Here is a 14,082-nt window from a genome sequence, read left to right on the forward strand (position 1 = left end):
GCGGCCCTGTGAAGATTACGACCGCCGGCGTTTGCGATAGTGCAGATAGCCTGCCACCTCCTCCAATTGCCAACACAACCTTTGTGGCGAGGGAGCTTGCTCCCGCTGGAGCGCGAAGCGGTCCCAAATCCTGTCACCGCGTTGTTTCAGGTATTGCGCGTTAGTGGGTTAACGACCTCTACGAAGCTGAACGGGAGCAAGCTCCCTCGCCACACGGCGGCGGAGCAACGTTCGCGCTCCCCTTGATGCTGAGTGTTTCTTCCGTGATGACTTAGAAGTCTGTCATCGACTTCATCGCCAGCTCTATTCGCTCCCGCGCAGCGCTGGTCAAGCGCCTCACCCCCAATGCTTTAGCGATTTCAAGTGGTCTGTCACCTGCTGAGATCAAGGACGCCACCGTTAGCAACTCCTCGGCGGCAATCTCTTCTACAGACCGGGCGTCATCGATAGTCACCGGTATCCGATAGCTGTTCCAGCCAGCAACATCATTTTCAGAGTGCCAGACAAATTGACCGTCAACGGGATCGGTTCTCAGGTGATGATTCTGCTCTGTCAGGTCCAGAACTCGCTCTCGAATCAGGCGTCCGGAACGCTGAAACCCATGCGCTCGAGCAACGCGCTGCACCAGTAATGAGTCGAGGATTGGAGCTTCGTGTACTAATACATGTGCAATCAAATCTGCGAGAACCGCGTCGTATTCTGGCGAGTAAAAGGCCTCTGCACTAATCCTGTCGCCCACACTGGTGAAATCAGTGACACGATACTCACCTTTGATTGCAGGGCTGGCCGACGCCACAAAGGATCTCGCAATTTTGAGGTCTACCGGCTCCTCGACTGGCATTTCCATTGCTGGTGCGTCGACAACTTCTTCTACTTGATCGACGACTGTTGCTGCTGGAGCGTTCTGCACCAGTGACAATTGAGGAATATGCAGATCTTTGTTGGGCGACAGGCTTGCGGCGGGGACCGCACGAGACTCCTGCAGCAGCGCTTCCAGTGACGCATGCAAGCGATCAAGGGCACCAGACTTATCAATCCACCATTCGGTGGACCACAGTCGAACCAACTTCCAGCCCAACCCTTTGAGAATTGCACTACGGACTTTGTCGCGGTCTCTGGCTGTCGCTGCGCTGTGGTAGGTCGCACCATCGCATTCGACACCGACAAGATAGTCACCTGGTCTATCTGGATGGACGATCCCCAAATCAATTCGAAAACGAGAGACACCAATCTGCGGCACCACTTGCCAGCCCTTACGTCGCAAACCTTGGGCGACCGCTTCTTCAAACGGCGAATCATAGCCACCCACTGACCCCTGTACCGCTTCAGCCAGCGCCCTCGGCCCACGCTGCGCAAACTCAATAAAGTGTTTCAGATCACGCACGGCTCGTGCATTGGTACGGTTCAGGTCAACCATCGAAGAATCAAAAGACGAAAAGACTAGCATTTCCCTACGCGCACGAGTTATCGCGACATTCAAACGACGCCATCCACCTTCCTTATTCAGGGGGCCGAAGTTCATCGACATAACCTGAGCACCAGGTTCCGTCGGACCATACCCAATACCCAGCATGATCAAATCACGTTCGTCACCTTGTACTGTCTCCAGATTTTTTACGACTACAGGTTCGGCAATATCATCCTGGAAAAATGGCTCGATCTGCGGAAATTGCTGCCGTGCTCTGTCCAATAGATCGGTAATAAGCCTTTGCTGATCGCTGTTAAGCGTGATGATCCCGATCGTATGACCCGCAGCGATAAAGACTGGGTCCATCAAGCGTTTCACGGTTTCGGTAACGATGGCCTCGGCCTCTGCCTGATTGTGCCGGCCTTTACCCTTCGCATAAACACCGTCAACACGACGCCACTCCACAGCACTCGCCCGTGTTTCGGCAGCCGGGAACGTAATCAAGTTACTGTCGTAATAACGATGGTTGGAAAACGCAATCAAGCTTTCATGGCGACTACGGTAGTGCCAGCTGAGACTATGGCTCGGGATGCCCGCGCCGAGACACTCATCCAGAATGCTTTCCATATCCTCTGCCGTATCATCCTCTGAGGCGGACGCAGCGCGATTGAAAAAATTAGTAGGTGGCATCTGCCGAGGATCACCTGCGATTACCACCTGCTTGCCTCTCGCAATGGAGCCGATGGCGTCCCATGGGGCAATTTGCGAAGCCTCATCGAAGATGACCAAGTCAAAAAGGGCCAGATCTGTCGGTAGATATTGCGCAATCGAAAGCGGACTCATCAGCATACAAGGGGCAAGCTTGGACATTGCATCACCCATCTCGACTGCCAGTTGTCGTACTGGTTTATGGCGCCGAGATTTTTGCAGTTCATGTTTCAAAATACCAAAGCCGCCTTGCTTGCCAATCTCGTTTTTTGACGGGATCAAACCACACAGTTTTGCTCGTATGTATCGCACTGTGAGCTTGGACAAATCCTCATCAAGGCGAATAAATGCGTCAATGTCGCTTGCGTGCTCCGCGGGAACAAAGTTTCGCAACAACGGTTCTGCATCAATCGTCACCGTTGCAAACCAACGAGCGTAGGCCGTTTCGAAGGTATCAACAGTGCCACCTTCAGGTATCGCATTAGCCGCCAGTGCATCGCTTAAAGGTTGAAGCCCTGAAGCAATTGCCTCCTCTCTAACCCGGCACCAATCACACCAGGCTTTCAGCTTCGACTCCTGCCTGACGATGGCATTAGAGGCTTCTAGCAAGGACTCAATCGTCAGCTTGCCTTCAAATGGACGGTTGCCCAGTTCGTTGAATCGTTTAGTTGCTTGATTAAAGTAAGCCAGTGCATCCTTCAACTGATGAAGCGCCGAGGCAATGAACCCTCCTCCACCCAGTAATTCATTGGCTTTAACGACAAGCTTTTCAGTGGCCCCGCGCAATACAATCAGGTCCTCAGGGGACTCGGCCCTTGAGCTAATCATCGTCCGCAAGTGCTCGCCCAACTCACACGCAGTGGCCATGGCAGACACATTGCTGGACAGACCGCTCCAGCCAGGCACAGAGCTCAAATCTTCAGATACACCCTCCAGAGAGATAAGCAAGCTGCGCATTTCGTTGAACTTGAGCAGATCCGACTCAACGTCTGGTAGACCAGCAGCACCACCAACGCTTGCCAAGTTTTTGGCCACCTTCTTCTTGCCGAAAGAAGCGAGTATCCAGAACTTACCGTTGGCTACATCCCAGTCGTTTTTGAGCTGTTCAAGGTTGAGGGTGCGGCAAGCTTCTGGCGCATATCGCAGAGACAGCGATTGTTCAATCTCTCGATATTCAGCTAGTAGCTGAATGGCTTTTTTGGCGGCGCTTATCTTCGCGCTCACATTCAGCGTAAAAACGAATGAAAGATCAACACCATGTGCATCAACCAGAACAGCGACGAACTGCGCAAGTTGCTCGATATCTTCGCTATGTGCGACCGCAAGTGGAAGGTCCGTTGCCTTCAACAAACTGGTGCTTGCGGCTTTAAGTCGTTCTATTGCACTAGGCAAATCACTGGCAGCAGCAACAATCGCCTCCTGCCACCCGTTCGACCAATCCGTAGGGGCCAAAAGTGAAAAGCCGACAGAAAGCTCTCGGGCGGCCTGACTATTTAGGTCAAGACGTCTAGCGATATCGCGCAGCAGAGCATAGGTATGCGCGTCGTGGGTTGTTCCTTCTGGCCATCCAAGACGCGGTAACGAGGAATTTCCATCCCGCACAACCCGGCCGATAGCCTGATGCACAGACAATCCATTGGGCGAACGGCGATGCAACAACTCAACAACTTCATTTAGTCGATTTCGAAGCTTATGCAGCTTCGCTGTTTCAACTGTCCATTCGTCTGCTGTCAGAGCATCACGCACGTCCCATGCACGTTCAAGTTGTTTGAGCACTTCCACTTTCGACGTCTTGCTGGAGTGGAGCTCAAGGCAGAACTCGCCCAACCCTTTTTCTTCAAGTCGACGATAAACCACATCCAGAGCAGCCATCTTTTCAGCGACAAACAATACTCTGCGCCCTAAGGCGAGGTTGTGCGCAATCATATTGGCAATGGTTTGAGATTTACCGGTGCCGGGAGGTCCGTCGAGTACAAAGTCACAACCACTGGCCGATGCAACGACGGCTGCTAATTGGGAGGAGTCTGCCGGTAACGGTGTAAAAAGATCAGCCGGATTGACCTTCCTATCCAATTCATTGGGGCGAGGAAAGTCACCTGAGGTGGAATAACCCTCACCGCCAACACTCCTCTCGAGCAAGTGCTTGACCATGGGGCTTTTCAGAAGCTGTTCTGAGCGGGCCGCCAGATCCTGCCACATCAAGTATTTTGCAAAGGAAAAAGTCCCAAGCACAAGTTCCGTAGTGACTTCAAACCCCGGCACATCCCTTATCGCACGCCTGACAGTATTCCAGATACCTGCTACATCGATACCGCTTTCATCGGTCGGAAGCTCTCCTTCCAATCCTGGAATCACCAACTCGAAATCGTGCCGAAGCAACTCGAGCAATGTCAGGTTAAAGCGAGGTTCATCCTCAAGCAGGGTCATCGTCACACCCGACAAGGCACTTTTTCGATCAAGCTTTACCGGTAACAAAATCAGGGGAGCTGAATAGGTCTTCGAATCGTCTGCCGACTTTTTCCACTTTAGAAAGCCGAGAGCAAGAAACAGCGTGTTAGCGCCGCCCTCATCAAGATCGCTCCGGGCTTTGCGATAAAGCTCTATCAGCGCTACTTCAAGTTTGCTTTTCTCCAGCGTGGCCAGTACTTCACCTCGAGACAGAGCGCTCCGTGCATATTCATCGCGCAAGCTTTCACGATTTTGCTGTTCATAAAGAGCGGCGTCTCTACCGCCTGCTTCTAGATCGGGTACCGAAACAATTCTGATGCGTTTACCACTGGCCAGTTGATCCTCCAACTCAGCAGGCTCGGGGCAAATCAAGCGAACGCCCTTTGCGCTATCAGGCAGGTGCAAGAGGCGGTTTCTAGTAGTCAGGTCCAGAAGCTTTCGCTGCCACAAGGTTAGCTTCCCAGCCGGAGAATCGGTTTCGGTAAGAATTTCAATGTCGAAACCAGGTAGCGAAGGCGCAATTTCCAACGCCTCTAGAGTTGCTTCCGAATCTTGAACAGTTTCCGATTTTGGCCCAGAGATCGACGTTGCCAAAGGTCGGATGCGTTGCATACGCGCCCGGTGTATATCAATGGCCATGATGAAATCTTCATCATTAATTTGCCGCTCTGCTGTACTTACTGCCTGACTGAAACTCGGCACAGGAAACCGCGTAGCAAGGGTGGTTTCAAATACGAGGGCTTCTTTCAGGTCAATACGCTTTCGTACAGCAGAAGCTTCGTCGGTAATGAGCTGGGAAAATTCTTGTGGTTGAAGCCAAACACCAACAAAAGCGTGGCCTTTGGTCAGTATCAAGAGAGCATTGAGCCCCGCCTGTTCTAGTGCTGCCGAAAAAAGCAATGCGGTGTCCAAGCAGGTTGCGACACCACCCTCCAGAATAAGCCCTGGTGTTCGGACCTTTTGCCCTTGGGTTTCAAAGCTTGCGGGTGGTAATGCATAACTTAATCTCAGACCACAGACTGCCGACCATATCGCGGAAGCCAGTTCCCACGTTCTGGTTCTGGATTTGCTTTCGTATCCGTTGATGCCATCTGGTTTACCAGCGCGACGTAAAACATCCGAAGCAGACTTAAGTATCCGATCAACGGCCGGATCATTGGGCATGGAAAACGCAGGAAGCAACTCCGGCATGGAGTTCACGCCGCCCCATTCGTTTTTTGCTAGAAGCTCAATCGGGAACGACTGGCTGTAGAGAATTTCTGCTTTGCAGCGGAGGCGCAGAACCAACGTTGCAGTCAGGCTTTCCGCAAGGGCTGCAAGATAACCAGCATTCAGCGTCAAATTGCGCTCTGAAATATGCAGCGTCGAATCTTTGCTTAACCGGTCAAGCCGCCACGTCTTGCCTTCGAGGAAGGGAGGATCCGCCACAAGCTCCAGCTCAAGATCGTTGTAATCTGCATCACCGTCATTGTGTACCATCAGCTCCCTTAGGACTGGCACAGCATTCTGGTGGGAAGCAAAGCCAATTTTATTGGCGATCACTCCCTCGATCTTGATGGTCATAAACCATTTCTCCGTGGTGAACTCGACGACGCGATTTTGAAAGACAGGCACAAATAGTGGGCATACTCACCGACATGCATGGATTTTGAAACTGCTTTTTTTACTATATGTGTAGTTGCGAAAGCTCCTACTCTTAAGGCTGCGCATTTATCGTAAGAATCAACGCTGAAAGCTCGCAAGTGTAGGCCCCTTGGCCAGTTAAAAGTGAAGTCATCAACCCAGTACGCACTCTCCCTCAGGCGACTGCTTCGCAGTCGAACGGGGGCAAGCCCCCTCGCCACAGAAGTAGCATCCGGCCGAAGTTTTTCGCCAGCCAACAAAAAACGGCCCGCAGGCCGTTTCTTGTAGTCTCATAGGGCGCGTGTAGAAACGCTCCATGGCAACAGGATTTTTCGATAATTGCGGCCCGAAATATCAGGAGCTCTGATCAAAATAAACGGGACCGCTTTGTGTGGTGGCAACGATCCCGCACTTAGTTACTGCACATCCAACAAATCCTCCAACCCCACCAACTTATCCGGATTACGCATGATGAAAATCCGGTTCACCCGCCCTGCTTCGTCAAAAGCAAAACTCAGCGACGCGACGAGTTCGCCGTCGGCTTTGATGATCACGCCTTGAGCACCGTTGATTTCCGTGGGCAGCCATTCGTACGTCTGCCAGTAGGCATGCAGCGACTGACCGATGAAATCCAGCACGCTGTTGATGCCAAACAGGGTTTCGCGGATGGCCGAGGCCTTGCCGCCGCCGTCGGCGCAGAGTTCGACGTCTTCGGCCAGCAGCGCGGTCAGGGATGCGGTTGAGCCGCTGGCGATGGCGCTGTGGAAGGCGTTCAGCAACTGATCCTGACGCGCGGCTTCCGGCTGATAGCGGATTTGCCCGCTACCCAGACCGGTCTTGGCCCGGGATACCAATTTGCGGCAAGCCGCTTCCTGGACCCCGATCGCCTCGGCCGCTTGCGCGTAATCCATGTCGAAAATTTCGTAGAGCAGGTACGCGGCGCGTTCCTTGGGGGTTAGCCGTTCCAGCAAGAGCAGGAACGCGGTGGACAATGACGAGGCCAGTTCATGCATGTGTTCGGGTGAATGCTGATGGGTGGTGTGAATCGGCTCTGGCAACCAGGTGCCGATGTAATCGACCCGTGACTTGTGCGCCGAGCGCAACAGGTCGATGCAGTGCCGGGTGCAAGCGGTGGTGAGCCAGGCGGCCGGCGTGGCAATGGAGGCCCGGTCGGCCTCCAGCCATTTGATGAACAGCTCTTGCACCACATCCTCGGCTTCGGTGCGCGAGCCGAGAATGCGATAGGCCAGACCGAGCAAAAAGGGCCGGCGCGGCTCGAATACAGCGGTGGCGTTTTCAGCGGAGTTCATCAATCAGTGCCTCGACACCTGCAAACGGTTCCACAGGTTGATCATGCCGATCTCGGCCGTCAAGGCACCGATCTGAGCATCGTTGAAGTGCTCGCGCAAGTCGCCGCGCAGGCTGGCGTAGTCGGTCTTTTCATCGAGCACGGTCAGGGCTTCGGTCCAGGCCAGCGCCGCGCGTTCCGAGGCGCTGAAATCGCTAACATGGCGCCAGACGATCAGGCGGTCCAGGCGTTCGTTGGTTTCATTGGCCTCACGCGCCTCGCGGGTGTGCATCTTCACGCAGAAACCGCATTGGTTAATCTGCGAGGCACGCAGGTGCAGCAGGTGTTTGAGGGTCGGGTCCAGGTCATGGCTGTCGAGGGTGACATGGACTTGGGTCAGGCTTTCGAAAACCTGAGGGATAGACTGCAGCAGATTGACTGGTTGGGTGTTGGACGACATCGTGTTGCTCCGCTAATTTGAGGGGTTCAACAGGATGACGATTGAGGATTCGGGTTTGTGACGTGGGTACCCAAAAGCATCCCTATGCTCAAACAAAAAAGAGTGGTCTAGTGCCGCTCCTTGCCCGTCTGGAGAGTTGCCATGATGCTTGATTCGCTTCACTTCACCCCGTGGTCCGCTTTGGCTGGAGGTGTGCTGATCGGTCTGGCCGCCAGCGTCATGGTGGTGGCCAACGGACGGGTCGCCGGAATCAGCGGGCTGTTAGGCAGCCTACTTGAGCGTCATGATTCGGGGCGTAGCGAAAAAGCCCTGTTCCTGCTCGGACTATTGGCGGCGCCATTGTTGTGGGCACTGTTTCATGTGTGGCCGGCCATCGAATTCAAAACCGGCACCGTGGGCCTGATCGTCGCCGGATTATGCGTCGGTGTCGGCACTCGTTACGGGTCCGGCTGCACCAGTGGCCACGGCGTGTGCGGTATCTCGCGCCTGTCATCGCGCTCCATTGCCGCCACCTTAAGCTTCATGTTCGCCGGCTTCGTGACGGTGTTCGTCCTGCGCCATCTGCTGGGGTATTGAACATGCGCAAACTGACCGCGTTCCTCGCTGGCCTGCTGTTCGGCATCGGCCTGTTGCTGGCCGGCATGGCAAACCCGGCCAAAGTGCTGGGTTTTCTGGACATTACCGGTGTGTGGGATCCCTCCCTGGCGCTGGTCATGATCGGAGCCATTGCCGTGGCCTGGGGGCCGTTTCATTGGGCCATGAAACAACCGACGTCCCTGCTGGGGGCGCCTATGCAGTTGCCGATCAGCCATGAACTGGATCGGCGCCTGATCGGTGGCAGCCTGCTTTTCGGAGTCGGTTGGGGCATTGCCGGCATCTGTCCTGGCCCGGCGCTGGTGTTGCTACCGACGGGCCACTGGCAGGCCTGGGTGTTCGCCATCGCCATGCTGGCGGGGATGCTGATGTTCAAAGCGTTGCAAACCCGCCGTTGAGCATCCCGCCAACAGACTGAGGCTATCGAACAACCGATGCCTCAAGCCGCTTGCTTGCCACTGGCAATCGCATCCGAAGCCGCCAGCATCGCCCGCAACAACACCGCACACCCGGCAGCCAGATCATCTGGCGCGGCGTTTTCGATTTCGTTGTGGCTGATGCCTCCTTCGCAGGGCACGAAGATCATCCCGGCCGGGCCGAGTTCGGCGAGGAAGATTGCGTCGTGCCCTGCCCCGCTTACGATGTCCATGTGCGATAAACCCAACCCTTGAGCGGCGCCGCGTACTGCTTCGACGCAACCCTTGTCGAAGTACAACGGCGGGAAGTCGGCGGTGGGGGTCAGTTCGAAGGTCAGGCCGTGTTCCTCGCAGGTAGTTTCGATGACTTCGCGAACTTCGGCGATCATTGAATCGAGTCGCGCCGGTTCCAGATGACGGAAATCCAGGGTCATACGCACTTCGCCGGGAATCACGTTGCGCGAGCCGGGGTAGGCTTGCAGGCAGCCGACGGTGCCGCAGGCGTGGGGTTGATGGCCGAGGGCGGCGCGATTGACCGCGCCGACGATCACTGAGGCGCCGACCAGAGCGTCCTTGCGCAAGTGCATCGGTGTCGGGCCGGCGTGGGCTTCGACGCCGCGCAGTTTCAGGTCGAACCATTTCTGCCCGAGGGCGCCCATGACCACGCCGATGGTTTTGCGTTCGTCCTCAAGAATCGGGCCTTGCTCGATGTGCGCCTCGAAATACGCACCGACGGCGTGGCCGCTGACTTTGCGCGGCCCGGCATAGCCAATGGCGTTCAGGGCTTCGCCGACGGTCACGCCCTCGGCATCGACTTTGGCCAGGGTTTCTTCGAGGGTGAATTTTTCCGCGAACACGCCGGAGCCCATCATGCACGGGGCGAAGCGCGAGCCTTCTTCGTTGGTCCAGACCACCACTTCCAGCGGCGCTTCGGTTTCCACGCCCAGGTCATTGAGGGTGCGCAAGACTTCGACCCCGGCCAGCACGCCGAAGCAACCGTCGAACTTGCCGCCGGTGGGTTGAGTGTCGATGTGGCTGCCGGTCATCACCGGCGGCAGGTTCGGGTTGCGCCCCGGACGGCGGGCGAAGATGTTGCCGACAGCGTCGATGCTGACGCTGCAGCCGGCTTCCTCGCACCAGTTCACGAAGATGTCCCGGGCCTGGCGGTCGAGGTCGGTCAGGGCCAGTCGGCAAACGCCGCCCTTGACCGTGGCACCGAGTTTGGCCAGGTCCATGAGCGACTGCCACAGACGGTCGCGGTTGATGTGCTGATGGGTGGACTGCAGAACGTCTATGGCAGCGTTCATGGTGATCTCCTCAGTTTTACTTCTGATAGTTCCCACGCTCTGCGTGGGAACTCATCCATGGACGCTCTGCGTCCGCTTCTGGGACGCGGAGCGTCCCGGGCTACATTCCCACGCAGAGCGTGGGAACGATCAAACAGCCGATTTCACAGCAGTAGGACTCGGCCGCATCACACTCAACCCGTAATAAATCAGCCCACCAAGGGCCGAGCCGGTGAACCAGCCGTAGCTGTAAAACCAGCTGAACGCATCGCTGCCCAGCGACAGCAGCGTCAATGCCACCGGCACGCCGAACGCGATAAAGCCGAACCAGTTCCACGCCGGGTAAACGTCATCGCGGTAAAGTCCGGCCAGATCCAGTTGCTGTTTCTTGATCAGGAAATAGTCCACCACCATGATCCCGGCGATCGGGCCCAGCAGACTGGAATAGCCCAGCAACCAGTTGGAATACACCGTCTCCAGGCTCAAATCCGAGACGATCAGCCCCAGCTTCTTCAACAGTTCATGGGCCATCAGCGCCAATCCGACCAGCCCCGTGAGGATCACCGCTTTGGTGCGGTTGATGATCTTGGGCGCGACGTTCTGGAAGTCGTTGGTCGGCGACACAATGTTGGCCGCAGTGTTGGTCGACAACGTGGCAATGATGATCAGCGCCATGGCCAGTGCGACCCAGACCGGGCTCTGGATATGGCCGATCAACGTGACTGGATCAGAGACAGTGACGCCCACCAGTTTTACCGAAGCGGCCGTCATCACCACGCCGAGGGAGGCGAACAGGAACATGGTCAGGGGCAAGCCGATAATTTGCCCGATGATCTGATCCTTCTGGCTTTTCGCGTAGCGACTGAAGTCCGGAATGTTCAGCGACAAGGTGGCCCAGAACCCGACCATGGCGGTCAGTCCGGCGGCAAAGTAACTGACCACGCTGGCCCCTTCCGGACGCTTGGCCGGGATCGCCATCAATTCGCTCATCGATACGTTCGGCATCGCCCACACCAGCAGCCCCACGCCCACCAGCACCAACAAGGGTGCCGAGAGGGTTTCCAGCCATTTGATCGAGTCCGCGCCGCGAATCACCACCCACAGGTTCAAGGCCCAGAACACCATGAAGCCGATCACTTCACCGGTGCCGCCGAGGGCTTTCCAGCCATCGAACACCGACCCGAGAAACAGGTGAATCGCCAGCCCGCCGAACATGGTCTGGATGCCGAACCAGCCGCACGCCACCAGGGCACGGATCAAACATGGAATGTTCGAACCGAGGATGCCGAAGGACGAGCGCAGCAACACCGGGAATGGGATGCCGTACTTGGTACCGGGGAAGGCGTTCAGGGTCAGCGGGATCAGTACGATGATGTTGGCGAACAGAATCGCCAGCAGCGCTTCGCCGACGGTCAGGCCGAAATAAGCGGTGAGCACGCCGCCGAGGGTGTAGGTCGGTACGCAGATCGCCATGCCTACCCACAGCGCGGTGATGTGCCATTTGTTCCAGGTTCGTTCATGCACCTTGGTCGGTGCCATGTCGTGGTTGTAACGGGGACTGTCGAGGACGTCGCTGCCGGCTTCGAGCTCAAACAAGCCGTCGCGCTCGGTCACTTGCGATCTTATCTGTTGCATGGCCGCTCCACTGTTCTTTTGATTATTTTTGCTCATCAGGGGCTGGCGCGAGTGCGCTAGCCGGACGATGGCCGGAGAAACTGACAACTTTTACGGACCGGCCAAGGTGTCAGCGGCGGCATCAATAAACGTGCCGGGTGCCCCGCTTACGCATCGGGCCGTGCCATAAAATTTCGCTAACCAACTGATATTGATCAGCTTTATTTATCCAACTATTGAATCCGCGGTGAGTTGCCATGCCACTCAGACCGAATGTCAGGCAAGTTGTCCGAACAGTCAGGACTCAATCTGGTGCGTCGATCTTTTTTGAAAGATTGCGCATCAACCATAGACCATCCTCAAGCGGCTGATTTCACATAGAAAATCTCGTCTATTTTTGGAACCTGTCAAGTGCGTCAAAATGGTGAGAGGCCTCACCATTTTGGTGATTTTCAGCTTTAATCGTTATTTATCAATTAGTTAAAACAGTAATAAGCTTATAAAAAATATTCTTGCTCAATCGACAAACTGCAGCTAGCGTCTATTCTTGACAGCGCTGACAGGAATACACCGATTGGCGTCTGCTTCATATAAAACATTTAGAACCGGCATCAGTCGGTCAATGCCTGCGAGGAACTCGGAATGTCTCTGTTGATCCGTGGCGCCACCGTTATTACCCACGATGAAAGTTATCGCGCCGACGTGTATTGCGCCGAGGGCGTGATCAAAGCCATCGGTGAAAACCTCGATGTTCCCGCCGATGCCGAAGTGCTCGACGGCAGCGGCCAATACCTGATGCCCGGCGGCATCGACCCGCACACTCATATGCAGCTGCCCTTCATGGGCACGGTGGCCAGCGAAGACTTCTTCAGCGGCACCGCGGCGGGGCTTGCCGGCGGCACCACCTCGATCATCGACTTCGTAATTCCCAACCCGCAGCAATCGTTGATGGAGGCATTTCATCAATGGCGCGGCTGGGCCGAGAAGTCGGCGTCGGACTACGGTTTCCACGTCGCTATCACTTGGTGGAGCGAGCAGGTCCGCGAAGAAATGGCTGAGTTGGTCAGCCACCACGGGGTCAACAGCTTCAAGCATTTCATGGCCTACAAGAACGCGATCATGGCTGCCGACGATACGCTGGTGGCGAGTTTCGAACGTTGCCTGGAATTGGGCGCGGTGCCGACCGTGCATGCGGAAAACGGCGAGCTGGTCTATCACCTGCAACGCAAGTTGATGGCCCAGGGCATGACCGGGCCGGAAGCGCACCCGCTGTCGCGACCTTCGCAGGTGGAAGGTGAAGCTGCGAGCCGGGCGATCCGCATTGCTGAAACGTTGGGCACGCCGTTGTATCTGGTGCACGTCTCGACCAAGGAAGCCCTCGACGAAATCACCTATGCCCGCAGCAAGGGCCAACAGGTCTACGGCGAAGTGCTGGCCGGGCATCTGTTGCTGGACGACAGCGTTTACCAACACCCGGACTGGCAAACCGCCGCCGGTTACGTGATGAGCCCGCCCTTCCGTCCTCGCGGCCATCAGGAAGCCCTTTGGCATGGCCTGCAATCGGGCAACCTGCACACCACCGCCACCGACCATTGCTGCTTCTGCGCCGAGCAAAAAGCCGCCGGGCGTGACGACTTCAGCAAGATCCCCAACGGCACTGCCGGTATCGAAGACCGCATGGCGGTGCTCTGGGATGAAGGGGTGAACACCGGGCGCTTGTCGATGCAGCACTTCGTTGCCCTCACCTCCACCAACACCGCGAAGATCTTCAACCTCTATCCGCGCAAGGGTGCGATCCGTGTGGGCGCCGATGCCGATCTGGTGCTGTGGGATCCGGAAGGCACGCGGACGATTTCAGCCAAAACCCATCACCAGCAGGTCGACTTCAACATCTTTGAAGGCAAGACCGTGCGCGGCGTGCCGAGCCACACCGTCAGCCAGGGCCGAGTGGTATGGGCCGATGGTGATTTGCGGGCCGAGCGTGGTGCCGGTCGGTATGTCGAACGGCCAGCGTATCCGGCGGTGTTTGATTTGCTGAGCAAGCGGGCTGAGTTGCACAAGCCGGTTGCTGTGAAACGCTAAGAGCGGCCTTCGGCCTATCGCGGGCAAGCCCGGCTCCCACAGGGATCTTCAGTGTTCACAAAACCCTGTGGGAGCGGGCTTGCCCGCGATGAGGCCCGGTCAGGCAACAACAAACCAATGCCCACCAGAGGCAATACCTCAAATAACCGTGAGGC

At 56.3% G+C, this 14,082-nt stretch carries 8 protein-coding genes; 3 read left to right on the top strand and 5 right to left on the bottom strand.

All coding sequences use genetic code 11. From position 1 onward, the window contains the following. Positions 1-271: 271 nt before the first annotated feature. The 3 genes from KGB18_RS24665 to KGB18_RS24675 form a co-directional block, all read right to left on the bottom strand. Positions 272-6,127 (bottom strand): DUF3320 domain-containing protein, encoded by a 5,856-nt coding sequence (locus KGB18_RS24665; protein WP_123719219.1) that lies wholly within the window; start codon positions 6,125-6,127, stop codon positions 272-274. 476 nt (positions 6,128-6,603) lie between these two features. Next, positions 6,604-7,497 carry an RNA polymerase sigma factor SigJ gene (gene sigJ / locus KGB18_RS24670; protein WP_223570640.1) on the bottom strand — a complete coding sequence of 298 codons (894 nt, stop codon included), beginning with the start codon at positions 7,495-7,497 and terminating at the stop codon, positions 6,604-6,606. 3 nt (positions 7,498-7,500) lie between these two features. Then, positions 7,501-7,935 (bottom strand): carboxymuconolactone decarboxylase family protein, encoded by a 435-nt coding sequence (locus tag KGB18_RS24675; RefSeq protein WP_056741746.1) that lies wholly within the window; start codon positions 7,933-7,935, stop codon positions 7,501-7,503. Positions 7,936-8,076: 141 nt separating this feature from the next. On the opposite strand from KGB18_RS24675, the gene KGB18_RS24680 reads away from it, so the two are divergent. Both KGB18_RS24680 and KGB18_RS24685 read left to right on the top strand, forming a co-directional pair. After that, positions 8,077-8,511 carry a YeeE/YedE family protein gene (locus KGB18_RS24680; protein WP_201060262.1) on the top strand — a complete coding sequence of 145 codons (435 nt, stop codon included), beginning with the start codon at positions 8,077-8,079 and terminating at the stop codon, positions 8,509-8,511. 2 nt (positions 8,512-8,513) lie between these two features. Beyond that, complete coding sequence (locus KGB18_RS24685) at positions 8,514-8,927, top strand: DUF6691 family protein (RefSeq protein ID WP_123719216.1); 414 nt, start codon at positions 8,514-8,516, stop codon at positions 8,925-8,927. Between the two features lie 41 nt (positions 8,928-8,968). Here KGB18_RS24685 and KGB18_RS24690 read toward each other — a convergent pair whose 3' ends face one another. Next, entirely contained in the window at positions 8,969-10,252 is a 1,284-nt protein-coding gene (locus KGB18_RS24690; protein WP_223570641.1) for a Zn-dependent hydrolase, read from the bottom strand. Between the two features lie 129 nt (positions 10,253-10,381). Beyond that, on the bottom strand, positions 10,382-11,866 hold the full coding sequence (locus KGB18_RS24695; RefSeq protein WP_123719213.1) for an NCS1 family nucleobase:cation symporter-1: 1,485 nt from the start codon (positions 11,864-11,866) through the stop codon (positions 10,382-10,384). A gap of 621 nt (positions 11,867-12,487) precedes the next feature. On the opposite strand from KGB18_RS24695, the gene hydA reads away from it, so the two are divergent. Further along, positions 12,488-13,927, top strand: a complete 1,440-nt coding sequence (gene hydA / locus KGB18_RS24700) for a dihydropyrimidinase (protein WP_123719212.1) — start codon at positions 12,488-12,490, stop codon at positions 13,925-13,927. Positions 13,928-14,082 lie beyond the last annotated feature (155 nt).

It is taken from the genome of Pseudomonas sp. BF-R-26 (genome assembly GCF_019947395.1).
GTDB classification, from domain to species: Bacteria; Pseudomonadota; Gammaproteobacteria; order Pseudomonadales; family Pseudomonadaceae; genus Aquipseudomonas; species Aquipseudomonas farris.

What these genes read in the sequence shown, in the direction of transcription:
- KGB18_RS24695 (WP_123719213.1), bottom strand. Translation starts at nt 11,866, where the DNA reads ATGCAACAGATAAGATCGCAAGTGACCGAGCGCGACGGCTTGTTTGAG.
- KGB18_RS24680 (WP_201060262.1), top strand. Translation starts at nt 8,077, where the DNA reads ATGATGCTTGATTCGCTTCACTTCACCCCGTGGTCCGCTTTGGCTGGA.
- KGB18_RS24690 (WP_223570641.1), bottom strand. Translation starts at nt 10,252, where the DNA reads ATGAACGCTGCCATAGACGTTCTGCAGTCCACCCATCAGCACATCAAC.
- sigJ (WP_223570640.1), bottom strand. Translation starts at nt 7,497, where the DNA reads ATGAACTCCGCTGAAAACGCCACCGCTGTATTCGAGCCGCGCCGGCCC.
- KGB18_RS24665 (WP_123719219.1), bottom strand. Translation starts at nt 6,127, where the DNA reads ATGACCATCAAGATCGAGGGAGTGATCGCCAATAAAATTGGCTTTGCT.
- KGB18_RS24675 (WP_056741746.1), bottom strand. Translation starts at nt 7,935, where the DNA reads ATGTCGTCCAACACCCAACCAGTCAATCTGCTGCAGTCTATCCCTCAG.
- hydA (WP_123719212.1), top strand. Translation starts at nt 12,488, where the DNA reads ATGTCTCTGTTGATCCGTGGCGCCACCGTTATTACCCACGATGAAAGT.
- KGB18_RS24685 (WP_123719216.1), top strand. Translation starts at nt 8,514, where the DNA reads ATGCGCAAACTGACCGCGTTCCTCGCTGGCCTGCTGTTCGGCATCGGC.